This window comes from Streptomyces sp. NPDC021562, from assembly GCF_040640875.1.
GTDB lineage: Bacteria > Actinomycetota > Actinomycetes > Streptomycetales > Streptomycetaceae > Streptomyces.
The window spans coordinates 17,403-39,545 of record NZ_JBFACN010000024.1; the positions used below are offsets into that span (position 1 = coordinate 17,403).

Here is a 22,143-nt window from a genome sequence, read left to right on the forward strand (position 1 = left end):
GGTCCTGGCGCAACGACATGAGGTCGAGGGAGACGATGCAGGTGCCGGAACAGCCAGCGGCCGAGTCGGCGGCGCGGGAGCTGACGGCCTTCCTGGAAGGCCATCGCGAGCAGATCGCCCAGCGATGGGCGGACGCGCCCTTGTTCAGGACGGTGTTCACCGTCTCGCGCGACGAGGCGGTCGAGGCCTGCAAGGCCGTCGTGGACGCGCTGGCGGACGTGGCCTCGGCCGGCCTGCTGGACAGCATCGCGGCCCCGGGCTTCGACTCCGTGCGGGAGCAGCTCCGGCGGATGGCCGCCGCCCGTGCCCGCAGCGGGTTCAGCCCGGCCCAGATAGCGGAGGAGGCCGCCGGACTGCGGGTCACGACCGCCGAGATGCTCCGCGACGCACTGTGTGACCTGCCCGGCGACCAGGCGCAGGAGGTCCGGCTCGCGCTGACCGTCCTGATGGGCACGCTCAGCCTGGTCATCATGGAGACCACGGTCGACGCCGGTGAGGAGCTGATCGCCCGGCAGCGGCAGCAGCTGCTCGAAGTGGCCACCCCCGTGATCAACCTGTGGGAGGGTGTCGTCGCGGTGCCCCTGATCGGCACCCTGGACAGCGCCCGCAGCCAGGTGGTCATGGAGTCGCTGCTGAACGCGATCGTGGAGCAGCGGGCCCGGTTCGCGATCCTCGACATCACGGGCGTGCCCACCGTCGACTCGCTGGTGGCCCAGCACCTCATGAAGACGGTCGCCGCGGCCCGCCTGATGGGGGCCGAGTGCATCGTCTCCGGTATCCGTCCGGCCATCGCGCAGACCATCGTGCACCTCGGCATCGACCTGAGTTCGGTGCTCACCCGCAGTTCCCTGGCCGACGCCCTGGCCCACGCGCTCGGCCGGCAGGGCATCGAGGTCTCCCACACGGCCGGTGCGAGCCCCCGATGACCGGCACCCTTCCCGGACACTCGGCCCTGGTGCCCGTGCTGGCACTCGGCGACATCCTGCTGGTGTCCCTCCAGGGGGAGTTGCACGACAGCGTGGCCGAACAGCTCCAGCAGGACATCACCGAGCGCATCGCCGGCAGCGAGGCGAGCGGTGTGGTCATCGACGTCTCCGGGGTCGAGATCGTCGACTCGTTCCTCGGCCGGGTCATCGCCGAGATCGCCGCCAACGCCCGCCTGCTGGCCGCCCGTACCGTCGTGTGCGGGATGCGCCCCGCCGTCGCGATCACCCTGGTCGAACTGGGTCTGACACTGCCCGGCCTGGTGACCGCGCTCGACGTCGAGCGCGCCCTCGAACTGCTCCGGCAGGGCGCCTCCGCGGCCGCCCCGGGCACCCGTGCGGGGTGGGCGTGACACCGACCTCCGACTCCGCCACGGCGACGAGCCTGCCGATCGGCTCGGACGCCGACCTGGCATGGGTGCGTCACCAGGTGCGGCAGTTCGCGGCCGGCCTGGGGTTCGGGCTCGTACAGCAGACGAAGATCGTCACCGCGGCCAGTGAACTGGCCCGCAACACCCTGATCCACGGCGGGGGAGGGCAGGCGACGATCACCCCGCTGACCAACGGGTCCCGGCGTGGTCTGAAACTGTCCTTCATGGACGAGGGCCCCGGCATCCGCGACGTCGAGCTGGCGATGACCGACGGCTACACCACCGGCGGTGGTCTCGGGCTGGGCCTCAGCGGATCCCGGCGCCTGGTGGACGAGTTCACCATCGACACCAAGCCCGGTGAGGGCACCGTCGTCACCCTCGTCGCCTGGGCCACGGGTGTGCCCGCCGGCCGGCAGGGGTCCGGATGACGCGCGTCTGGGTCGTCCCCGTGCACGACTCCACCCGGGTACGGGACGCCCGGGTGGCGGCCGAGACCGCCAGTGCCCATGCCCGCCTGGACGCCCACCGCACCGCGGTGGCGGCCCTGGTGGCGACCGAGCTGGCGACCAACCTGCTCAAGCACGCCGGGGGCGGCCGTCTGGTGATCGACCTCGTCGACCGCCCGGGACCGGCCGGCCGCGGCCGGGCCGTGCAGCTCGTCACCCTCGACCACGGCCCCGGCATCCGGGACGTCGGCGCGGCCATGCGGGACGGCTACACCACCAGCGAGGCGTCCCTCGGCGCCGGCCTGGGCACCTGCCGGCGCATCTCCAGCGCGTTCGACCTGTACAGCACCCCGCGCGGCACCGTCGCCATGGCCCGGGTCGACCAGGGGGGCGGACCGGAGGAGAACCGGCCCGCCGTCCGGACCGGAGGGATCAACATCCCCCTTGCGGAGGCCGAACACTCCGGGGACGCCTGGAGCTGTGCCCGCTCGGGCTCCCGGGTCACCTTCATGCTCGCCGACGGTCTCGGCCACGGAGCCAAGGCCGCCCACGCCTCCGGCGCCGCCGTCGAGGAACTGCACCGGGTCGCGCACCTGCCGCCCGCCGAGATCCTGCGCCGCATGCACCCGGCCCTCCGGGACACCCGCGGGGCCGCGGTCGCCGTGGCCCAGGTGGACACCGCCGACGGGGAGTTCGCGTTCGCCGGAGTCGGCAACGTGGGTGCCCGGCTGCGCACCGCCGGTTCCTGGCAGCACCTCGTCTCCCATCCGGGCATCGTCGGCGCCCAGTTCCCGGCGACCGTCCCCGAGCGTCGGCTGCCCTGGACGCCGGGCAGCCTGCTCGTCCTGCACAGCGACGGGCTGCCCAGCCGGTGGGTGCCGCCCGACGACCCCGGCCTCCTCGCCCGCGAGCCGGCCGTGGTCGCCGCGACCGTCCTGCGGGACGCCAGCAGCGCGGCCAGCCCGGGCCGCGACGACACCTGTGTGGCCGTCCTGACCTCCGACCGACAGGCCGGGAGCCCGTGAACCAGCCGTACGTCCGGAAAATCACCTCGGCCGCCGATGCCCTGAGCGCCCGGGTCCTCGCCGCGCGCCTCACGGCCGCGGCCGGGGCGCCCGCGGTCGAACAGGCCCGTTTCCTGACCGCGCTCACCACCCGCGTGCGCGAGAGCCTCGGCCGGGGCGGGGCCGAACTCACCCTCACCGCCGACCCGTCGGCGGCCGACGGGACCACCCTCGTACGCGCCGTCGTGGCACCGGTCTCCGCCGAGCCCGGCCGCACGCCCTGGCAGCTGACACTGGCCTGCCCAGGCCCCCCGACGTGCGACCCGCTCCAGCCCGAGGGGCCGCCCGAGGGCACGCACGCGGAGGCGGTCCTGGCGGCCGACGAGGGGACCGCGGCCGTCCTGCGGCAACTGGACGAGACCGAGGAGCAGTTGCGCCTGCACCGCGAGGAACTGCACCAGACCAACCAGGGTGTGCTCGCCCTGCATGCCGAACTCGACGCCGCCGCGCGGACCCAGCGGGAACTGCTCGAAGCCGAACGGGCCGCACGCGGCGAGGCGGAGAAGGCTCGGCGCCTGCTGAACTTCCTCGCCGACGCCAGCGCCGCCGTGACCGCCTCCCTCGACCAGGAGGCCATCCTGCGCTGCCTCCCCGACCTGCTCGTCCCCGAGTACGCGAGTCAGGTCGACGTATGGCTCTTCGACGAGCCGGACGCCCCGACCGCCACCCACTCCGCGGCGGCGGTCACCGCCGCCCGCTGCGACCGTCCCCAGCACGCCGGACCCCGCCCCGGCGAGCTCCCGGGCGTCGACGACCTGCCGCCCTCCGCGCTCTCCCCGGACCGGCCGCTGCTGTGCATCCCCCTCACCGTGCGCCACACCTCGGGCGTGCTCACCCTGACCGCCCCAGGCGACCGCTTCGACGCGGACACCAGCGTGATGCTGGTCGAACTGGCCCGCCGGACCGCCATCGCCCTGGACAACGCACGCCGTTACGAACAGCACCGGGACACCGCCGAAGCCCTCCAACGGGCCCAGCTCACCGACCTGCCCGCCACCGAGGGCCTGGATCTGGCGGCCCGCTACCTTCCCGCCACCCGAGGTCTCAACATCGGCGGTGACTGGTACGACGCCTTCCCGCAGCCCGACGGAAGCCTGCTGACCGTGGTGGGGGACGTCACCGGGCACGGGCTGCGCGCCGCCGTCATCATGGGGCAGCTGCGCACCGCGCTGCGCGCCTACGCGATCGAGGACGACAGCCCCGCCCGGATCCTCACCCGTCTGCACCGCATGCTCTGCCACCAGCAGCCGAACCTGTACGCGACCGCCGTGATCGCCCGGTTCCGGCCCGGTGACCCGCAGGTCGTCTGGGCGGCGGCCGGGCATCCGCCGGCCGTGGTGCGCGCGCCCGGCGGAAGCGTACGGGTCCTGGACACCAGACCGGGCGTGATGCTCGGCGTGCCGCTTCCGTTCGAGTACGAGGACCACACCGTCGAACTGCCGCCCGACTCGACCCTGGTCCTGTACACCGACGGCCTGGTGGAGCGGCGGTCCCAGGGCATCGACCCGGGTGTGGAACTGCTCGGCCAGACCCTGGCCGCGATGGGCGACTCCGACCTGGCGGACCTCGACGGGTGCGCCGAGTCGCTGCTCAAGTCCCTGGTGCACGACTCCGAACGCGACGACGACGTCTGCCTCCTGCTGTGCCGTCCCGTGCGCCCCCCCGAACGGGCCACCGGAGTGACACCCGGTCCCGCGAGGAAGGACAGTCCCTAGGGCCGCTGCGAAGGCCGCGCGGACATCTCGCCCTGGGCCGAGGCGAAACCTTTCATGCCGCGGATCAGCGCCGAACGGTCCGCGGGTGCCATCGCGGCCAGCACGCCGGCCAGGGCCTGGGTGCGCCGGCACGCCACCTCGCCCAGGACGCGGCGCCCCTGCCCGGTGAGGCGCAACCGCACCTCGCGGCGGTTGCGCGGATGCAGCGAACGCTCCAGCATGCCCGCCGCCTCCAGCCGGTCGCACAGCCGGCTGGCGGTGGGCAGCCCTATGTCCATCCGCTCCGCCAGGCCGGTGACATTGACCTCCGGCGCTCTCTCCAGTGTCTGCAGCGCCCGCAGTTGATGGAGGGAGAACCGTACCGTCGACTCCTGAGCGGCCATGGACCACAGGTCCGCAAGGCGCTCGACGGCATCGGAGATCTTCTGCGCGTCCGCACTCGGATCGTCAACCGAGCCCACCGCGCGGTCGTCGGCTCCGCCGGGAAGTGTCACGAACACATCGCTTTCAGTGAGACCAGGCGTTTGCGGGGACACCCGTATTCCATCGCTGTACCCGGAGAGGCGCAGTACAACCGGCATGGCCGCGGGTGCTCCGCGGCCGGCGTGGTCACGAGCGTGCCGACAGCTCGGCGTTGAACTGCGCACCGAACAGCAGGGCCAGATTGGCCAGCCACAGCCACACCAGGAAGACCACGACGCCCGCCAGCGAACCGTACAGGCGGTGATAGGTGCCGGCGTGCGAGGTGTAGACGGCGAACCCGAACGAGACCGCCAGTACGAGCACCACCGCCAGCGCCCCGCCGGGCGCCATCTTCCGCACCGGACGTGAGGACGCCGGACCCGACCGGTAGAGGACGAGCACCAGGGCGACGGCCACCACGGCCACCACCGGCCACCGCAGCGCGTCCCAGACGGCCTGCGGCCCGGTGCCCAGATCCAGCACCCGGCCGAGCCGCCGGGCCAGACTGCCGGTCAGGAACAACGCCAGGGTGGTCGTGGCCAGCAGCGTGATCAGGACCAGCGCCGTGATGACGATGCGCGGAGCGGTGCGCCAGACCGGCCGGTGCGCGCTGACGCCGTGCATGGCGTGCAACGCCCGGCGGAAGACGCTCAGATAGCTGGAACCCGACCAGAGGGCACCTGCCCCGCCGACGAAGACCAGCGTCCATTCCGCCGACGACTGCCGGGCCATCTCCTCGAGGGTGCTGTGCAGCAGGGCACGGGACTCCAGCGGAACGGCTTCCGACATGCGGTCGATGACATCGGGCCGGGCCGTCGGCATGGACAGGCCCACGATCGACAGGACCACCAGCAGCACCGGGAACAGGGCGAGGACCGCGTAGTACGTCAACGCGGCTGCCCAGTCCGTGATGTCGTCGTTCCAGACCGCCACCGGTGTACGGCGCAGGGCCGCCCACCAGCGGGCCGCGCGACCGTCGGTTTCATCCATGGGACGGATGCTCTCACCTCTTTGTCCTCGGGCAGCTCGCCCGGGCAGGTTGCCATAGCGGGGGTGGATGCGGGACTGTTGTCGTAAGACATCTATTTATCGAGAGCAGGAAGGTGGTGAGGCGCGCAGGACGCGCGCCTCCGCTTGTGTCTGCTTCCCCCCACACCTCCGCCCGTCCGCCCGATGCCGGCCACGTGGTCGGTGCGACCTGGACCGAGGCTCCCTACCCGGTCCTGGTCGTCGACCAGCACGGCGTTCTCGTCGACTGCAACGAGGCCGCGCGGATACTCCTGCCCGGTGCGGCCGGGGGCGACCGGTTGGACGAGCGGGTTCCCGCCTGGCTCTCCGGTGCCCACGCACGCCTGGGCGACGCGGGGACGGAGGGGAGCGGTACGGACGCCGGCCTGCCGAACGGACGTATCAACGGTCGTCACTTCGAGGGGCATCCGACCGCGGCCGGCGGCGGTGACGTCGTGTGGTGGCTGGTGGACGACACGGACCGGCGAGTGGCCGAGGCCGCGCTGACCGACACGAGGACGCGGACCGAGATCCTGTCCGAGGTCTCCAGCACCCTGCTGTCCACGCTGAACGTGCCACGCTGCATGGACGCGTCGGCGTCCCTGGCCGCCGCGCATCTGGCCGACGCCGCCGTCGTCGTCGCGCCGCCCCAAGGACGGCGCCACGCGCTGACGTTCGCGAACCGCGGCGGTCCCGTCACCCGGGCCACCCGGCAGGTCGACGTGACCGCGGTGCCGGGCCTGGCCGAGGCCCTCCAGGGCTTCCCGCCCGTGTCGGCCCGCTGGATCGACCCCGCCGACATTCCCGACTGGGTCACCCCGGACGGCTTCCCCGGCCCGCTCGGCTCGGTGATCGTCACCCCGCTCCCCGGTCACGGCGTACCCGCAGGGGCGCTGATCCTGCTGCGGTCCAGCACCGAGCAGTCCTTCACCGAGGGGGAGGAGGTCTTCGCCCGCCTCTTCGCCGCCCGGGCCGGCGCGGCCCTGTCCGCCGCCCGCCTCTACGGCGAACAGGCCGCGGTGACCGCCACCTTGATGCGCGAGCTGCTGCCGCCGACGCTCCGCAGCGTGCACGGCGTCGAGTACGCCGGCGGCTACCGCGCGGCCAAGGACCACGAGCGGGTCGGCGGGGACTTCTACGACGTCCACCCGGGCTCCGACCCCTCCAAGGACACCCTCGTCGTCCTCGGGGACGTCGCGGGCAAGGGCCTGGACGCGGCGGTGCTCACCGGCAAGATCCGCAACACGCTGCACGCGCTGCTGCCGCTGACCGACGACCACCAGCGGGTGCTCGACCTGCTCAACGGCGCCCTGCTCTCCTCCCACCACACCCGTTTCGCCACGCTGGTGCTCGCCTCGGTCCGCCGCCAGGGCGACCGGGTCCGGCTCCGGCTGACCAGCGCCGGGCACCTGCCGCCGCTGATCGTCCGGGCCGACGGCACGGTGGAGGAAGTGGCCACGCACGGCACCCTGGTCGGCGCGCTGCCGGCCGTCACGGCGGACACGGTCCAGACGGTGCTGGAACCCGGCGAGACGTGTCTGCTCTACACCGACGGCATCACCGAGGCGCGCGGCGGCCCGCTCGGCGACGAGTTCTTCGGTGACCACCGGCTGCGGCGGGCCCTGGCCGAATGCGCGGGACTGCCGGCCGAAGCGGTCGTGGAACGGGTGCAGATGCTGGCCGCCCAGTGGCTGGGCGCCGGCCGCCACGACGACATGGCCGCCGTCGTCATCAGGGTTCCCCGGGACGGCCCGCCTGCGGCCGACGACGGGCGGACGGACAATCGGACGGACAGGCGGTACAGCAGGAGGAGTACGTGAGAGAGCCCACCGCGGCGGCCGAGCTGACGGACCGGCTGTGGCAGGCGGTGGTCGACGGCGACGAGCACGGGGCCGCCGACATCGTCCACGCGGCGGTGGCCGACGGCGTGGCCGAGGAGACGCTGCTGCTCGACGTGATCGCGCCCGTCCAGGCGAGAGTCGGGTCCGAGTGGGCCGCCGACCGCATCACGGTGGCCCAGGAACACGCCGCCACCGCCATCAACGAACGGGTGATCGCCTCCCTCGCGCACCGTCGGCCGGCCCGCGAGCGGCGACTGCCGCACCGGGGCCGGGTGACGGTCAGCTGCATCGACGGTGAATGGCACGCCTTCCCCGCCCGGCTCGTCGCCGAGGTGCTCCACCTCCGCGGCTGGCGGGTCGACTACCTGGGCGCCCAGACCCCGACGCCGCACCTGGTGGCCCACCTGCACCACACCGGCCCCGACGCCGTCCTGCTGTCCGGCTCGATCCCCACCCACCTGCCGGCCGCGCACGCCGCCGTCACCGCCTGCCAGGCCCTCGGTGTCCGCGTCCTGGTCGGTGGCCTCGCCTTCGGCGCGGACGGCCGCTACGCGCGGGCGCTCGGTGCCGACCGGTGGGCGGCCGACGCGCGCGGGGCGGCCGAGGTGCTCGCGTCGGGCCTGCCCAGGTCCCGTCCGGCGGCGATCCGACAGGTGGCGGACGACCTGCCGCACCTGGCCGACCAGGAGTACACGATGGTCGTCCGGTCCCGCTCCGAGCTCGTCAGGCAGACCCTGACCGGCCTGGAGACCCGCTTCCCGGCCGTGCGCGGCTACGACGACGTACAGCGCGAGCGCACCGCGGAGGACCTCACCCACATCGTCGACTTCCTGGCCACCGCCCTCTACGTCGACGACCCCGAGCTGTTCACCTCGTTCCTCACCTGGACCGCCGGCATCCTGGAGGCCCGGCACGTGACCGCCCGCTCCGTGCTGGCGGCCCTCGACGTCCTCGTCGGCCAACTGCGCGAGTTTCCCCGCGCCGTCGGCCTCATCGAGGCGGGCGGCGCCGCGCTGCGCGGCCGCCCCACCGTTCTGTCCCCGACCTCGGCACCCGCACATGACTGATTCCCGGCCCACTGAGTTCGCCGTCACCGTCGTCCGCGAACCCGCCACGCTGTCCGTGCGGGTCTGCGGCGAACTCGACTACGACACGGGCGACGACCTGATCGACATAGTCGTCGAGCACCTGACGGCCGGCGGCGCGCCACCCCATGAGGTGCGTGTCGACTTCCACGGCCTGACCTGGATCGACCCCACGGGCCTGGCCGCCCTGCTGATGGTCCACCGCCGCAGCAGCGCCGTCGGCGCCACGCTCCGCCTGGACAACCGGCCGGAGGTCCTGGAGCGCGTGCTGCGCCTGACCAACGTCCTGGACCACCTCACCGCGGGCGCGAGCGGCTAGGTTTCCTCCCGGTGCAGGCGCAGTTCGGCCGTGACCTGCTTGCCGTCGTCGAGGAGCACCGTCTGGAACCGCTCGCAGATCCGGGTGACCAGGTGCAGGCCGTGTCCTCCGACGCGGTGCGGGTCGGGGTCGAGCGGGCGTGGTCGCCGCGGTGAGCGGTCGTGGACGGTGATCCGCAGCAGGCCGTGCTCCGGGAGCAGTTCCAGCAGGAGCCGGCCGGGTCCGGGCGCGTGGCGAAGGGCGTTGGTGACGAGTTCGCTGACCACGAGCTGCGCGTCCAGGGCCGGTTGGCGGTCCGCGGGGTGTCCTGCCCCGACGAGCAGCGTGCGCACGGCGTGCCGCGCGTGAGCGATGGAGGTGCCTTCGCTGCCCCAGGCGACGCCGTACTGTGACGGCGCTGCCGGGACAGGCTCGTCCGTGGCGTGGTTTCCAAGGGGGGTGACCATAGAGTTCCCGTGCGGTGCGTTCGACTTCCTGTCGGCGGGTGGGGGTGCGCTGTTCTCGTCGGCCCGCGGTGGCCGTGCTGATGGGGTTGACCGGTGTCCCGCTGCTGCTCAGGGGTCCGGGTCCAGGACCGTGAAGTGTCCGAGGGTGCCGCTGATGGACAGCAGCCGGCGCACCGGCAGGGGGAGCGGGCCGCGCAGGACGAACACGCGGCCGGCCGTGTGGTGTCGGCGCCGGCCTTCGAGGAGCGCGTTGAGCAGCATGCTGTCGGCGAAGGTGACCTGAGCGAGATCCACCACCGTCGTGGCCAGTGCCGCGCGGTCGGCGGCTTCCCAGGCGCCTTCGACGGCTTCCGTGTCGTCGTGGTCCAGCTCTCCGCGCAGGACGACGAGCAGAGCCTGGTCGTGCTGGCTGACGTGGACGTTCATGGCGTGGGCCGCGGGCATGGGGCCATCGTGTCACCTGGTCGTTTGCGCTGCCAAGCCGATGCGTGGCGGATACGGCGGGCGGCGGGGCCGCTCACAGGAACCGCCGGACCGGGGTGACCGCGGCCTCTTTGGCGCGTTGCAGCAGCGCCCGGCGTCTCCATCGGGTCAGGTCGATCTCCACACTGTGTCTCAGGTCCGCCTCGTAGTCGCGGTCGAGCGCGGCGGTGAACTCCTCGTCCAGGACGGCGAGCATGACCTCTTCGTCGTGGTTCATGGACCTGCGGTTGAAGTTGGTCGACCCGATGAGGGAGGCGACCGAGTCCACGGTGATGATCTTGGCGTGCATCATGGTCGGCTGGTACTGGCGGATGTGGACACCGGCCCGCAGCAGACGTGTGTAGTGGTGCTGACCCGCCAGTTGGCAGGCGCGCTGGTCGGTGTGGGGGCCGGGCAGCAGGATCTCCACCCGCACCCCGCGCCGGGCGGTCTCGCACAGCAGGCCGATGAAGTAGGGATCGGGCGCGAAGTAGGCGGTGGCCAGCCGGAAGCGCTCCTCGGCCGAGGTGAGCATGACCCGGATGAGGGTCTGCATGTCCTGCCAGCCGATGCTCGCGGAACCGCGGACGACCTGCACGACCGACGAGCCGGTTCCCGCGTGCGCGGTGAAGCGGTCGTGCTCGTCGAAGAGGTCGTCATGGCACTCCGCCCAGTTCTGTGCGAACGCGGCCGCGATGCCGTCCACGGCCGGACCGCGGACCCGGACGTGGGTGTCGCGCCACTCGGCGGGGTTGCGGGCGTCGCCGCACCATTCCTCCGCGATGCCGACGCCACCGGTGAAAGCGGTCTCCTCGTCGACGACGAGAGCCTTGCGGTGGCAGCGGTGGTTCTGTTTGAAGGGCGACAGCCACACGGGTTTGCGGAACCAGGCCACCTGCACGCCCGCGTCGCCCATGAGGTCCAGCAACCGCTGTTCGATCTCCTTGGCGCCGAAACCGTCGAGCAGCAGCCGTACCCGCACCCCGGCGCGGGCCCGCTCGGCGAGGGCGGCGGCGAAGTCGTGGGCGATCTGCCCGCGCCAGTACACGAACGTCATCAGGTCGATGGTGTGCCGGGCCGAGCGGATCGCGCCGAGCATCGCGGGGAAGATCTCGTCGCCGTTGCGCAGGGGCGTCAGGTCGTTGCCCTCGGTGGCGGCGACACCGATCAGCCGCTCCAGGCGGCGGCGCAGGCGCTGCTTGCGCGCCGCCACGTCGGGCGCGGCGGCGCGCGCCGGGGGTGCCGGTATGCCGTCGAGTATCACGCCGATTCCCCCAGGGGCCGGAAGACAGAAGGACACGGGCTGCCGGACGAGCCCGAACAACCGGATGCCCGGACGGAACCGCCGTACTCCAGCCGTCGCCGTGACGCCCGTCGCGCAGCGGGCACGCGCGGGACGCGGGCCGGCCCGGCGGCCGACGCGGAGGGTGAAGACCGGGCGCGCAACCGCCAGTTCCAGCCGTTGTCATGGTGCGGTCATGACAACATCGAACGCCGGGTGTCAGTCTGCTCTCCGAGTCTTCACCGTGAACCCACGGAAGCCTCACGAAACACCCACACCCTGCCCCCACCTCACCGCACGGCAGCGCAGACGGCAGCCCGTCGCACCGTGCCTCTTCCGGCTCCACCCGTTCCTCCCTTCACCCGCGCGCCGCCGGACGGCTCGACCCAGCCGCCCCGCTCTCCCGGGCTCCACCGAGCCCGACCACCCCACAGAAGGAGAACGCCATGTTCCGGCAGGACCGTCACCACCGTCGGACCAGACACCGCGCCACCCTGGCGCTGACCGCGGCAACCACCCTGCTCGCGGCCGGACTCCAGACCGGCACCGCCCTGGCCGCGGCCGGCGAACCCGGCCCCGCCGCCGTCCACGCCGCGCCCCGGGCCGGCGCGGCCCCCGCCCCACTCTCCCCGGCCGGGCGCACGGCCCTGCTCAGGAGCGCCGCGGCCGACGCCCCGGACACCGCGAGGACCCTCGGCCTGGGCGCCGACGAGAGGCTCGTCGTCAAGGACGTCGCCCGGGACGCCGACGGCACCACCCACACCCGTTACGAACGCACCTACGCCGGCCTGCCCGTCCTCGGCGGCGACCTGGTGGTCCACGACAGCGCCGGCCGCCTGACCGTCTCCCGGGCTTCGCGGGCGGCCCTCTCGGTCCCGTCCACCAAGGCGCGGATATCCCCGGCCGCGGCGAGGGCCCGCGCACTCGGCGCGGCCGCGAAGGCGGGCGCCGGGCACCGGGCGCTCGACGGCAGCCCCCGGCTCGTGGTCTGGGCGGCCTCCGGAAAGCCCGCCCTGGCCTGGGAGTCCGTGGTCGGCGGCTTCCAGGACGACGGCACGCCCAGCGAACTCCACGTGATCACCGACGCGGTCTCCGGCACACCGCTCTTCCAGTACCAGGGCGTCGAAACCGGCACCGGCACCGGCCAGTTCAACGGAACCGTGCCCCTCGGCACCACGCTGTCCGGCTCCACCTACCAACTGGTCGACGGCGACCGGGCGGGCCACCGCACCTACGACCTGAACCAGGGCACCTCCGGCACCGGCACCCTCTTCACCGACGACAACGATGTCTGGGGCGACGGCACCCCGGCCAACCGGCAGACCGCCGGCGTCGACGTCGCCTTCGGCGCCGCGGCCACCTGGGACTTCTACAAGAACGTCTTCGGCCGCAACGGCATCCGCAACGACGGCGTGGCCGCCTACAGCCGCGCCCACTACGGCAACAACTACGTCAACGCCTTCTGGCAGGACAGCTGCTTCTGCATGACCTACGGGGACGGCGCGGGCAACACCCACCCGCTCACCGCGCTCGACGTCGCCGCGCACGAGATGAGCCACGGCGTCACCGCCGCCACCGCGGGTCTCACCTACTCGGGGGAGTCGGGCGGCCTGAACGAGGCGACCTCGGACATCTTCGCCGCCGCGGTCGAGTTCTACGAGAACCTGCCCGCCGACGTCCCGGACTACCTGGTCGGCGAGCAGATCGACATCAACGGCGACGGCACACCGCTGCGTTACATGGACAAGCCCTCCAAGGACGGCGCGTCCAGCGACAACTGGAGCCCGTCCCTGGGCGGACTCGACGTCCACTACTCCTCGGGCCCGGCCAACCACTTCTTCTACCTGCTCTCCGAGGGCAGCGGCGCGAAGACCGTGAACGGCGTCGCGTACGACAGCCCCACCTACGACGGCCGGCCGGTGACCGGCATCGGCATCGAGAACGCCCAGCGCGTCTGGTACCGCGCCCTCACCACCTACATGACGTCCAACACCGACTACGCGGGCGCCCGTACGGCCACCCTCCAGGCGGCGGCCGACCTGTTCGGCGCCTACAGCCCCTCCTACCTCGCCGTGGCCGACGCGTGGGCGGCGGTCGACGTGGGCAACCGGATCGCGCTCGGCGTCAACGTGACCCCGATCGCCGACCAGATCAGCGGCATCGGGCAGACGGTGTCCCTCCAGGCGGACGCCTACACGACCAACTCCGGCGCCGGGCTGACCTACCGCGCGACCGGTCTGCCGGACGGCATCACGATCAGCGACACGGGCCTGATGTCCGGCACTCCCACCACCCTGGGGACCAGCGACGTCACCGTCACGGTGACCGACGCCACCGGCGCCTCGGCCACCCGGCGCTTCTCCTGGCGGATCGCCTACGTCTACGCCAACGCCACCCGTGTCGACATTCCCGACAACGGCCCCGCGGTGGAGTCCCCGGTCACCGTCACCGGACGCACCGGCAACGCCTCCGCCACCACCCAGGTCTACGTCAAGATCGTCCACACCTACCGCGGTGACCTGACCGTCGACCTCGTCGGCCCCGACGGAACCGCCTACTCCCTGCTCAACCGGAGCGGCGGGTCCGCCGACGACGTCGACCAGACCTTCACCGTCGACGCCTCCGCGCAACCCCTGTCCGGGACCTGGAAGCTCCGTGTCCAGGACCGGGCCGCGATCGACGTCGGCTACATCGAACAGTGGCGGCTCGTGCCCTGAGCCCGCCCGGCTCCACCGGTCGTACGCGTCGGCCCGCGCAGGCGCGGGCCGACGCCTCCCCGCCCGTTCGGTGGACGACGACGTCTACGCGCCGGATCCCGCGTTCGGCGCGTCCCTCTTCAGGGGGAACGGCGGGCGGCCCGTCGGGCGCGGCGCCCGGGCGGGAGCGGGCGCCTGCGCAGCGTCCGTGGAACGGATCGCCGCGGAAACGTGCTGTCCTTCCCCCGGCCGGGTAGCACATAGTGGAGGGTCTTCGTCGATCAACCAGAACGGACGCACGTGACGACTGCGTACAGCGAATCACCCACGGAGCGCGTCCCCGGGCGGGTCTGGACGGTCCGCCTGACCGGACACGCCGACCGGACGGCCACCGTGACCTGCAGCACCGCGGCCTGCCGGATGCCGCCGCGTTCCAAGGACCTCGCGGCGCTGCGCGCGTTCGCCGCCGGGCACGCCGCCGCGCACGCGAGGGCGGCCACCGTCCGGCCCAACGCCCGCTGCCACTGCGGCGCACAGCAGTGCGAGGCCCACCCGGACACCAGGACGCAGTGCGCGGGCGGTGTGGCGCTGGTCCTCCAGCACGATCCGGCCGTCGGGCGGGTCTGGACGCTGGAGGAGATCTGCGAGGCGTGCGCCCGGGTCCTTCCGCACATCAGCGTCCTCGCCCGCGCCCAGCGGCCGAGCCGTACCGCCGCCGGGCGGCCCGCCGAGCAGCAGCAGCCGCCGCCCGCCGCCGCGCGGCCGGGGATCCCCGGCGGTTTCTCGTCGCTCGCCGCCGGGCCGTCCGACGACGGGCCCCGGCCCGCGCGACGCCCGCGGCGGGCACCCCGCCCGTCCCGAGGCCGGCCCCGGGGCGAGGGCCGCTGACCCGGGCCCGGCACGGTCCGGGCGGTCGGCGCGCCGCACACTCGTCCGGTTCGTACCGCGGTGGTGCCCGCCCGCCGGTCCCTCGCCTATTCACGGGGAACGGCGGGTACGTCTGCGATGATGCGCCGTGCCGGTCCGGTCACCGGGGGAGGGTTTCGCAGACGTGTCCGCACAGAGCCGCCAACAGAGCCGTCGGTCCCAGGTGTTGTCCGTGCTGCCGTTCGCGGTCATGGGCGCGGTCGCCGTGGCGGACGTGGTGGCCGGCCCGTCACTGGGCTTCCTGCCGCTGGTCTCGGTGGGACCCGCCTTCGCCCCCCTCGTGGGCGGCTGGAAGCGCACCGCGTGCGTCGGCGGACTCTCCCTGCTGCTGTGCGTCGCACTCGGCTGGGTCGACGACCTGACCGACATGCGGCGCGGAGCCATGGCCGTCGGCTCCGTCCTGGGGGTCACCGTCGCCGGACTGGTGGCCGTGTCCATGCGCCGCAAGCGGGAGGCCGAACTCGAAAGCGTCCGGTCGATCGCGGAGGCCGCGCAGCGGGTCCTGCTCAAGCCCGTGCCCAAGCTCGCCGGGCGGCTGCGGGCGGCCGTCTCCTACACGTCCGCCGTGGCCGAGGCCCGGATCGGCGGAGACCTGTACGAGGTCGTCGCCGCGCCGCAGGGCGTGCGGGTGATCGTCGGGGACGTCCAGGGCAAGGGGCTTGAGGCGGTGGAGACGGCGGCGCTGGTCCTCGGCGCGTTCCGTGAGGCGGCGCTCGACGAGGCGGATCTGGAGGAGGTCGGCAGCAGGCTGGCCCGCTCCGTCGACCGGCAACTGGACGGCGAGCGGTTCGTCACCGCCGTGCTCGCCGAGGTCAGCGCCCACCAGGTGACCTTCCTCAACTTCGGCCATCCCGCGCCGATGCTGGTCCGCGACGACGGCACGGTCGACCTGCCCGAACCGGAGACCCACGCACTGCCGCTGGGTCTCGGCGCGCCCGGCGTCGCAGGACCACAGCCCTACCGGGCGAGTTTCCTGCCGGGCGACCAACTGCTGCTCTACACCGACGGCATCATCGAGGCGCGGGACCGGGACGGACGCTTCTACCCGCTGGCCGAACGCGCCCACCTGCTCAAGGAGCAGGACCCCGAGGCCGCCCTGGAAACCCTCCGCCAGGACCTCCTCCAGCACATGAACGGCCCGCTCCAGGACGACGCCGCCATGCTGCTGCTCCGCTACCGGTGAGGCTCGCCCGGCCGATCCGCCGGGCCGCGGCCGCCGCGGGACGCCGAAACCCTTGACCGCATTGGTCCAGTCCAATAACGTCCCCCCACCGGACCCCACCCGGCGCACCACCCTCCAACCGTCACGTTCCTGACGGCCCCCCATGTCCGCGGGAGGACCTGTGGTTTCCCGACGTACCCTCCTGACCGCCGCCGGTACCGCCGCCGCGGCGGCCGTGCTCACCCCGCTCTCGTCCCGCGCCGCCACCGCGGCGGCAGCGGGCGTCCCACTCCCCGTGAAACTGGCGAACAACTCCGGTCACGACACCGTCTACGCCTACATCACCGGCTCCGACAGCACCGGCTGGCCCGTCTTCGTCGCCGCGAACGGCGCCCTGATCCGGCTGCCCAACCCGTCGTCCACGGTGACCCCCGTCGCCGACCACTCCATCCCCCTGGGCGCCTCCGGTTCGGCCGCCACCACCGTCAACCTGGCCGACCACGTCATAGGCGGCCGGGTGTGGTTCTCGGTCGGGCAGAAACTCCAGTTCTTCGTCAACCCGGGGACCGTACCCGGCCTGGTGCAGCCCGCCCTGGTCAGCTCCGACCCCAACTGGGCCACCAACTGGACGTTCTGCGAGTTCACCTTCAACAGCGCCAACCTCTACGCCAACATCTCCTACGTCGACATGGTCGCGCTGCCCGTCTCGATGGCCAGCACCGGCAGCGGCGGCAACCAGTCGGTCAGCCCCCTGCCCTCGGGCGCCCTCGCCGCCATCGCCTCCGGCCTGCGCGCCCAGCACGCCTCCGACGGAGCGCCCTGGGACCGACTGGTGGTCACCGACTCCTCCGGCGCCGTCCTGCGCGTCCTGTCACCCGCGCACTCACCGGTCGACTTCGGCGGCTACTGGGACGACTACCTGAACCGGGTCTGGAGCCACTACGCGGCCACCCCGCTGACCGTCAACGGCCAGGGCGCGATCGGCTCCTACACCGGGACCGTCTCCGGCGGGGCCATCGTCTTCGCCGGCCTCGACACCCACGGTGTGCCGTTCACCAGGCCGAGCGCCGCCGACATCTTCGGCTGCGCCTCCGGTCCCCTCTACAACTCGGGGCCGGACGCCCGCGGGGCGATCGCCGCCCGGCTGGCCGCCGCGCTCAACCGCAGCTCCCTGCTGGTCCCGGGCGGGAACAACCAGCCCGACGGCGTGGCTCCCGCCCAGTACTACCAGGACGCGATCACCAACCACTACGCGCGGCTCGTCCACCAGTACGCCACCATCGGCTACGCCTTCCCCTACGACGACGTCGGCCCCACCGGCTCCGCCCCGGTGGACGGCCACCTCCAGGACGGCGCGCCCACCTCGTGGACCGTCACCCTGGGCGCCGGTGCCGGCGCGGGCGGCGGACCGGGCAGCCCGGGCTCGGGCACCGTCAGCGCGTACAGCACCATCCAGGCCGAGTCCTACTCGGCGCAGAGCGGAACCTCGACCGAGAGCTGCTCCGACACGGGCGGAGGCAGCGACGTGGGCTACCTCTCGAACGGCGACTGGCTCAAGTACCCCTCCGTCGACTTCGGCTCGGTCTCGCCGAACCAGTTCAAGGCCCGGCTGGCGTCGGGCGCCGCCTCCGGTGTCAGCGGCGCCGTACAGGTGCGCCTCGACAGCACCGGTGGCACGAAGATCGCCGAGATCGACTTCGCCAACAACGGCGGCTGGCAGAACTGGCAGACGGTCCCCGCGAACATCGTCGCCCCCGCCACCGGCGTCCACGACGTCTACCTGGTCTTCGCGGGGAGCAGTTCGGACTTCACCAACATCAACTGGTTCACCTTCACCAGCTGATCAAGGGGTTTAGCCGGTCGTTGCCGAGGTCGTTGCCGAGGCCGAGGCCGAGGCCGCGGTGCGCCCCGCCCGCCGGTAGCCGTGCCCGGCAGGACGGGGCGTCGGGGCGTCAGCGTGGAGGAGAGCGGCGGGTTCTTCCGCGCTGCCCCGGAGAACTGCAGCCGCGTGTCCCCCGGGGCCGCGGAGAGGGGCCTTCGAACCGGCCGCGAAGGCAGGTGTGAGGGACGAGCGCGCAGGAGTGCGGTCATCCCGTCGCGGCCGCGCCCGCCCGCGGCGAGACTCTGCTCGGGATCGTGCCAGCGGACACGGTCCCCGCCACCAGCAACAGGAAGGGCCGGCCAGTGCACCGACCGCCGTTCTCACCCGTCGTCGCCATGTCGGCCAGACAGAGCCTCGGGTTGTCGCCCCAGCAGGTGACGGAACAGATGAACGCCTGCGGGGTTCCCGTCGACATCTCGGTGATCCACGCGTGGGAGGTCGGCGAGTACCGCCCCACCGAGGACGAGTTGTTCGTCCTCGCGGACGTCCTCTGGTGCCGGACCACGGACCTGATGGAAATCCAGGACCCGCGCACCCTGAGAGAGCACCGTCTCGCGCGTCGGCTCACCGCGGCGAAGGTCGCCCGCTCCGTGGGAATGGAACCGGCCGCGTACGAGCGGGCCGAGGAGACGCACAGCTGGACCGGTGACGGCCGGCAGACGGCGGCTCTGCTGCGCGTACTCGACCTCACCCTGCACCAACTGGCCAGGGCCACCGGACAGCCCGCTGCACCGGGAGCCGCCCCCGTGACCGGATCGGTCCGCACCGGGACCCGATGAGGCCTGTCGCCCCGGTGACCCCACCGGTCAGGCTGGGGGCATGACCCGAGCCTTGATCGTCATCGACGTCCAGGAATCCTTCCGCGCCCGGCCGCTGTGGGAGACCATCTCCGACCCGAAGATCGCCCACCAGGTCGACCGACTGGTCCGGCTGGCCCGCCGGGCGGGCGACCTGGTGGTGTGGGTGCTGCACTCCGAGCCCGGCAGCGGCGACGTCTTCGACCCCGCCCTCGGCCACGTCCGGCTGATGGAGGAGTTGCGGCGCCTGGACGCCGAACCGCTCCTGCACAAGACCTCGCACAACGCCTTCACCACCACCAACCTGCAACAGCTCCTCACCGAGCGCGGCATCCGGGACCTCACGGTCTGCGGCATCCGGACCGAGCAGTGCGTCGAGACCACCACCCGCGTCGCGAGCGACCTCGGCTACTCCGTCACCTTCGTCGTCGACGCCACCGCGACCAACCCCATCGCCCACCGCGACGCCCCCGCCGACCGGAGCGTCGCCGAACTGCTGGCGGACCCCCGTACCCTGAGCGCCGAAGAGATCATCAGGCGCACCGAGTACGCCCTCGCCGGACGCTTCGCCACCATCGCCACCGTCGGACAACTGGAGTCCTCGGCCGAACCCGGGGCATGATGACCGGATCGTGAGCCACGTCGTCTTCCTCCTGCTGCCCGGGGTCCATCTGCTGGACCTGGCGGGCCCCGCGCAGGTCTTCTCCACGGCCTGCGACTTCGGGCAGCCCTACACCCTCGGCTACGTCGCCGGACAGCCGCAGGTGCGCAGCGCCCAGGGGCTGCCCCTGGTGGCCGGGCTCGACTGGCCGGACCTCGGCCCCGACGACCTGATCGTGGTGCCCGGCTGGCGGGGGCGCACCCTGGCCGGCAGCCCCGACCTCGGCGCGGACTCCCTGAAGGCGCTCAGGGACCACCACGCCGGCGGCGGGACCGTCGCCAGCGTGTGCGCGGGAGCCGAGGCGCTCGGCCGGGCCGGCCTGCTCGACGGTCGCCGCTGCACCACCCACCACGACGTGCAGGACGAACTGGCACGCCGCTACCCGAGGGCGACGGTCGTGCGGGACGTGCTGTACACCGCCGACGACCGGGTGGTCACCTCGGCCGGCATCGCCAGCGGCATCGACCTGGCCCTGCACCTGGTCGCCACCCGGCACGGCCCCGCCGTCGCCGCGCAGGTGGCCAGGGACATGGTCGTCTACGCGCGGCGCAACGGCCATGAACCACAGGCCAGCGCCATGCTCAGGTACCGTTCCCACCTCGACGACACCGTGCACCACGTCCAGGACCTGCTCGACGCCCGCTTCGACCGGCCGCTGCCGCTGTCCGCGCTGGCCGCGACGGTGGGCGTGAGCGAACGCACCCTCACCCGTCTCTTCACCCGTGCCACCGGCGGCCTCACCCCGCTGCGCTACCAGCAGACCCTCCGCCTGGAACGCGCCGAACACCTCATCAGCCACGGCGCCACCGTCGACGCCGCCGCCCGCGCGGTCGGCTTCGAGGACCCTCGTATGCTGCGCCGCCTGCGAGCGCGCCGGTACTGACGGCCGGGCCACCGCGGGCGCTTTCCCGTCAGGCACCTAGTAGGTACCATCGCTGTCATGCCTTCCCTGAACGTCTCTTTCACCGACGAGGAACTCGAGGGTGTCCGGGCCGCGGCCGCCGCGGAGGGCAAGAGCCTCAAGCAGTACCTCCACGACCTCGGAGTCCGCGAGATGCAGCGCAAGCGGTTCGTCGCCGGGGCGACCGAATGGGCCGACCGGCTGCGCGGGGAGTTCGACGAGGCCTTCCCCGACGAGGTGCCACCCGCCGAGCGCGGCGACGGGGCTGCCGCCGCCTGATGCCTCCCCTCTACATCGACGTCTCCTGGCTGCTGGACGTCCAGGAGAGCGCGCTCGGCCACGACGACCTGAGCGTCTCCGACTACTCGGCGCTGGTGGCCGCCGTCGCCCGGCACAGGACCCGGCTGCCCACCCTGGCGGCGGCCGACCCGGACACGGCGTGGCGAGCCGCGGCGCTCCTGCACACGATCGTCCGCCTGGAGCCGCTGCCGCACCGCAACAGCCTGTACGCCGCGTTCATCGCGGCCCAGTACATGGCGCAGGCCGGCGAGGGCATAGATCCGCCCTACGGCGCGCTGCCCGACCTGGTCCGCAAGGTCCGCGACACCCGCATCGGCGTCCAGGACGTCGCCGACCGGCTGCGCGGCTGGAAGCTGTGACCGGGTGCCCGGGTGACCCGCGACGAAGCGGCGGTCACTCCGACAGGTCCCACAACAGCCGGTAGTACGCGGTCCGTTCCCGGTCCGCCTCGACCCCGTAGGCTTCGAGCAGCGGCTCCTCCCAGCCGGGACCGTAGTTCCACCGCGTGCTCCACGTGGCGACGGCGAGATCCGCCCAGCGGTCGGCGGTACCGAGCGTGCCGAGGTCGACGTGGCCGGTGCACAGGCCGTCGTCGCCGACCAGCGTGTTGGGAGCACAGGCGTCGCCGTGGCAGACCACGAGCCGGTCGACCGGGGGAATGTCGGCGAGCATCCCGAGCGCACGCTCGACGGTGCCGACGTGCCGGAGATCGGGGTGCCGGTCCGCCGGATCGAGCAGGCCGGCCGCCGCGCGGGACCGTACTGCCGCCAGGCGCGTCTCCGCCGCCCACGTGAACGGGCAGTGCGCGACGGGCAGCGCGTCGTGCAGCGCGCGCAGACCGGCACCGATCGCGCGGACCGCCGTACCGGGGTCGCGCTTCCAGCGGTCGTCCACCGCCGAGCGTCCGGGCAGGCCGCGGGTGACGATCCAGGACCCGGTGGCGTCGGCGCCCGCGTCGAGCACGGACGGCACCACGGTGAACCGCGCCGCCCAGCGCAGGCGCGCCACCTCGGCCCCGAGGTCGATGCCGTTGCCGGCCGGCGTCCACTTCACGAACTCCCGTCCGTCGCCCACGCCGATCTGGAACGTCAGCCCGCCGCGCTCGTTCCGCCACACGGCCCGTGTCGGCCGCCCCGCGGCGTGTTCGGTGACGGCCGGCGGGACTTCGACGGGGCCCTGGGGCGACTGTGCGACCATCCGCCCATTCTCACGCACCGCCCGTCCTCGGTAGGTTGAACCCCAGGAGAACCGCGGAGGGTGTGCGAGTGGCGCCCCGTGGGACGAGAACGGAACGGGGGCGGCACGTGAACACCGGGACGGGTGCGGCCGACGA

At 73.0% G+C, this 22,143-nt stretch carries 23 protein-coding genes; 17 read left to right on the top strand and 6 right to left on the bottom strand.

The window, feature by feature from the left end:
• Positions 1 to 35: 35 nt before the first annotated feature.
• From AB0G52_RS30975 to AB0G52_RS30995, 5 genes are read left to right on the top strand one after another with little or no spacing between them, the layout of a single operon-like run.
• Positions 36 to 926, top strand: coding sequence for an STAS domain-containing protein (locus AB0G52_RS30975; protein ID WP_361340779.1), 891 nt, complete (start codon positions 36 to 38; stop codon positions 924 to 926).
• Positions 923 to 1,336, top strand: coding sequence for an STAS domain-containing protein (locus AB0G52_RS30980; RefSeq protein ID WP_361340782.1), 414 nt, complete (start codon positions 923 to 925; stop codon positions 1,334 to 1,336). Before AB0G52_RS30975 ends, AB0G52_RS30980 begins: the two co-directional genes overlap by 4 nt.
• Positions 1,333 to 1,782 carry an ATP-binding protein gene (locus AB0G52_RS30985; protein ID WP_132890831.1) on the top strand — a complete coding sequence of 150 codons (450 nt, stop codon included), beginning with the start codon at positions 1,333 to 1,335 and terminating at the stop codon, positions 1,780 to 1,782. The genes AB0G52_RS30980 and AB0G52_RS30985 overlap by 4 nt, the downstream gene beginning before the upstream one ends.
• Positions 1,779 to 2,825, top strand: a complete 1,047-nt coding sequence (locus tag AB0G52_RS30990) for a SpoIIE family protein phosphatase (protein WP_361340785.1) — start codon at positions 1,779 to 1,781, stop codon at positions 2,823 to 2,825. Before AB0G52_RS30985 ends, AB0G52_RS30990 begins: the two co-directional genes overlap by 4 nt.
• Entirely contained in the window at positions 2,822 to 4,579 is a 1,758-nt protein-coding gene (locus tag AB0G52_RS30995) for a SpoIIE family protein phosphatase (protein ID WP_361340788.1), read from the top strand. The genes AB0G52_RS30990 and AB0G52_RS30995 overlap by 4 nt, the downstream gene beginning before the upstream one ends.
• On the opposite strand, the gene AB0G52_RS31000 is transcribed toward AB0G52_RS30995, so the two are convergent.
• Together AB0G52_RS31000 and AB0G52_RS31005 are read right to left on the bottom strand one after the other, a co-directional pair.
• Positions 4,576 to 5,073, bottom strand: a complete 498-nt coding sequence (locus AB0G52_RS31000; RefSeq protein ID WP_361340791.1) for a MarR family transcriptional regulator — start codon at positions 5,071 to 5,073, stop codon at positions 4,576 to 4,578. The two genes, AB0G52_RS30995 and AB0G52_RS31000, sit on opposite strands and share 4 nt — an antisense overlap.
• Before the next feature lie 115 nt (positions 5,074 to 5,188).
• Complete coding sequence (locus AB0G52_RS31005; protein WP_132890834.1) at positions 5,189 to 6,031, bottom strand: YihY/virulence factor BrkB family protein; 843 nt, start codon at positions 6,029 to 6,031, stop codon at positions 5,189 to 5,191.
• Between the two features lie 194 nt (positions 6,032 to 6,225).
• On the opposite strand from AB0G52_RS31005, the gene AB0G52_RS31010 reads away from it, so the two are divergent.
• The 3 genes from AB0G52_RS31010 to AB0G52_RS31020 are packed head-to-tail and all read left to right on the top strand — an operon-like array spanning position 6,226 to position 9,294.
• The gene (locus AB0G52_RS31010; RefSeq protein ID WP_132890919.1) at positions 6,226 to 7,869 is read left to right on the top strand and encodes a PP2C family protein-serine/threonine phosphatase; all 1,644 of its coding nucleotides are present in this window, start codon (positions 6,226 to 6,228) and stop codon (positions 7,867 to 7,869) included.
• On the top strand, positions 7,866 to 8,957 hold the full coding sequence (locus AB0G52_RS31015; RefSeq protein ID WP_361340794.1) for a B12-binding domain-containing protein: 1,092 nt from the start codon (positions 7,866 to 7,868) through the stop codon (positions 8,955 to 8,957). The genes AB0G52_RS31010 and AB0G52_RS31015 overlap by 4 nt, the downstream gene beginning before the upstream one ends.
• On the top strand, positions 8,950 to 9,294 hold the full coding sequence (locus AB0G52_RS31020; RefSeq protein WP_361340797.1) for an STAS domain-containing protein: 345 nt from the start codon (positions 8,950 to 8,952) through the stop codon (positions 9,292 to 9,294). The genes AB0G52_RS31015 and AB0G52_RS31020 overlap by 8 nt, the downstream gene beginning before the upstream one ends.
• On the opposite strand, the gene AB0G52_RS31025 is transcribed toward AB0G52_RS31020, so the two are convergent.
• The 3 genes from AB0G52_RS31025 to AB0G52_RS31035 all read right to left on the bottom strand — a co-directional run bounded on the left by AB0G52_RS31025 (position 9,291) and on the right by AB0G52_RS31035 (position 11,466).
• Positions 9,291 to 9,740: an ATP-binding protein gene (locus AB0G52_RS31025; protein ID WP_132890837.1), complete on the bottom strand. Its 450-nt coding sequence runs from the start codon at positions 9,738 to 9,740 to the stop codon at positions 9,291 to 9,293. The genes AB0G52_RS31020 and AB0G52_RS31025 overlap by 4 nt on opposite strands.
• A gap of 108 nt (positions 9,741 to 9,848) precedes the next feature.
• Positions 9,849 to 10,184, bottom strand: coding sequence for an STAS domain-containing protein (locus tag AB0G52_RS31030; protein WP_132890838.1), 336 nt, complete (start codon positions 10,182 to 10,184; stop codon positions 9,849 to 9,851).
• Between the two features lie 73 nt (positions 10,185 to 10,257).
• Positions 10,258 to 11,466, bottom strand: coding sequence for a phospholipase D-like domain-containing protein (locus tag AB0G52_RS31035; RefSeq protein WP_165939446.1), 1,209 nt, complete (start codon positions 11,464 to 11,466; stop codon positions 10,258 to 10,260).
• Positions 11,467 to 11,930: 464 nt separating this feature from the next.
• On the opposite strand from AB0G52_RS31035, the gene AB0G52_RS31040 reads away from it, so the two are divergent.
• The 9 genes from AB0G52_RS31040 to AB0G52_RS31080 all read left to right on the top strand — a co-directional run bounded on the left by AB0G52_RS31040 (position 11,931) and on the right by AB0G52_RS31080 (position 21,169).
• On the top strand, positions 11,931 to 14,201 hold the full coding sequence (locus AB0G52_RS31040; RefSeq protein ID WP_361340802.1) for a M4 family metallopeptidase: 2,271 nt from the start codon (positions 11,931 to 11,933) through the stop codon (positions 14,199 to 14,201).
• Between the two features lie 279 nt (positions 14,202 to 14,480).
• The gene (locus tag AB0G52_RS31045; protein WP_132890840.1) at positions 14,481 to 15,068 is read left to right on the top strand and encodes a hypothetical protein; all 588 of its coding nucleotides are present in this window, start codon (positions 14,481 to 14,483) and stop codon (positions 15,066 to 15,068) included.
• Between the two features lie 229 nt (positions 15,069 to 15,297).
• A complete protein-coding gene (locus AB0G52_RS31050; protein ID WP_132890921.1) occupies positions 15,298 to 16,290 on the top strand; it encodes a PP2C family protein-serine/threonine phosphatase in 993 nt (330 codons plus the stop codon).
• Between the two features lie 160 nt (positions 16,291 to 16,450).
• Positions 16,451 to 18,112, top strand: a complete 1,662-nt coding sequence (locus AB0G52_RS31055) for a beta-1,3-glucanase family protein (RefSeq protein WP_361340805.1) — start codon at positions 16,451 to 16,453, stop codon at positions 18,110 to 18,112.
• 374 nt (positions 18,113 to 18,486) lie between these two features.
• Positions 18,487 to 18,930: a helix-turn-helix transcriptional regulator gene (locus AB0G52_RS31060; RefSeq protein WP_132890842.1), complete on the top strand. Its 444-nt coding sequence runs from the start codon at positions 18,487 to 18,489 to the stop codon at positions 18,928 to 18,930.
• A 40-nt stretch (positions 18,931 to 18,970) separates the two neighbouring features.
• The gene (locus AB0G52_RS31065; RefSeq protein ID WP_132890843.1) at positions 18,971 to 19,570 is read left to right on the top strand and encodes an isochorismatase family protein; all 600 of its coding nucleotides are present in this window, start codon (positions 18,971 to 18,973) and stop codon (positions 19,568 to 19,570) included.
• A 10-nt stretch (positions 19,571 to 19,580) separates the two neighbouring features.
• Positions 19,581 to 20,492, top strand: coding sequence for a DJ-1/PfpI family protein (locus tag AB0G52_RS31070; protein ID WP_361340809.1), 912 nt, complete (start codon positions 19,581 to 19,583; stop codon positions 20,490 to 20,492).
• A gap of 57 nt (positions 20,493 to 20,549) precedes the next feature.
• Positions 20,550 to 20,789 carry a hypothetical protein gene (locus tag AB0G52_RS31075; protein WP_046727032.1) on the top strand — a complete coding sequence of 80 codons (240 nt, stop codon included), beginning with the start codon at positions 20,550 to 20,552 and terminating at the stop codon, positions 20,787 to 20,789.
• Positions 20,789 to 21,169, top strand: a complete 381-nt coding sequence (locus AB0G52_RS31080) for a toxin Doc (RefSeq protein ID WP_132890845.1) — start codon at positions 20,789 to 20,791, stop codon at positions 21,167 to 21,169. Before AB0G52_RS31075 ends, AB0G52_RS31080 begins: the two co-directional genes overlap by 1 nt.
• A 34-nt stretch (positions 21,170 to 21,203) precedes the next feature.
• Here AB0G52_RS31080 and AB0G52_RS31085 read toward each other — a convergent pair whose 3' ends face one another.
• Complete coding sequence (locus tag AB0G52_RS31085) at positions 21,204 to 22,007, bottom strand: aminoglycoside 3'-phosphotransferase (protein ID WP_361340813.1); 804 nt, start codon at positions 22,005 to 22,007, stop codon at positions 21,204 to 21,206.
• Positions 22,008 to 22,143: the final 136 nt, after the last annotated feature.

Excerpts from the sequence above, each read along its gene's own strand:
- AB0G52_RS30975 (WP_361340779.1), top strand. The coding sequence starts at position 36 with ATGCAGGTGCCGGAACAGCCAGCGGCCGAGTCGGCGGCGCGGGAGCTG.
- AB0G52_RS30980 (WP_361340782.1), top strand. The coding sequence starts at position 923 with ATGACCGGCACCCTTCCCGGACACTCGGCCCTGGTGCCCGTGCTGGCA.
- AB0G52_RS30990 (WP_361340785.1), top strand. The coding sequence starts at position 1,779 with ATGACGCGCGTCTGGGTCGTCCCCGTGCACGACTCCACCCGGGTACGG.
- AB0G52_RS31005 (WP_132890834.1), bottom strand. The coding sequence starts at position 6,031 with ATGGATGAAACCGACGGTCGCGCGGCCCGCTGGTGGGCGGCCCTGCGC.
- AB0G52_RS31020 (WP_361340797.1), top strand. The coding sequence starts at position 8,950 with ATGACTGATTCCCGGCCCACTGAGTTCGCCGTCACCGTCGTCCGCGAA.
- AB0G52_RS31025 (WP_132890837.1), bottom strand. The coding sequence starts at position 9,740 with ATGGTCACCCCCCTTGGAAACCACGCCACGGACGAGCCTGTCCCGGCA.
- AB0G52_RS31030 (WP_132890838.1), bottom strand. The coding sequence starts at position 10,184 with ATGCCCGCGGCCCACGCCATGAACGTCCACGTCAGCCAGCACGACCAG.
- AB0G52_RS31040 (WP_361340802.1), top strand. The coding sequence starts at position 11,931 with ATGTTCCGGCAGGACCGTCACCACCGTCGGACCAGACACCGCGCCACC.
- AB0G52_RS31050 (WP_132890921.1), top strand. The coding sequence starts at position 15,298 with ATGGGCGCGGTCGCCGTGGCGGACGTGGTGGCCGGCCCGTCACTGGGC.
- AB0G52_RS31060 (WP_132890842.1), top strand. The coding sequence starts at position 18,487 with ATGTCGGCCAGACAGAGCCTCGGGTTGTCGCCCCAGCAGGTGACGGAA.
- AB0G52_RS31065 (WP_132890843.1), top strand. The coding sequence starts at position 18,971 with ATGACCCGAGCCTTGATCGTCATCGACGTCCAGGAATCCTTCCGCGCC.
- AB0G52_RS31075 (WP_046727032.1), top strand. The coding sequence starts at position 20,550 with ATGCCTTCCCTGAACGTCTCTTTCACCGACGAGGAACTCGAGGGTGTC.
- AB0G52_RS31080 (WP_132890845.1), top strand. The coding sequence starts at position 20,789 with ATGCCTCCCCTCTACATCGACGTCTCCTGGCTGCTGGACGTCCAGGAG.
- AB0G52_RS31085 (WP_361340813.1), bottom strand. The coding sequence starts at position 22,007 with ATGGTCGCACAGTCGCCCCAGGGCCCCGTCGAAGTCCCGCCGGCCGTC.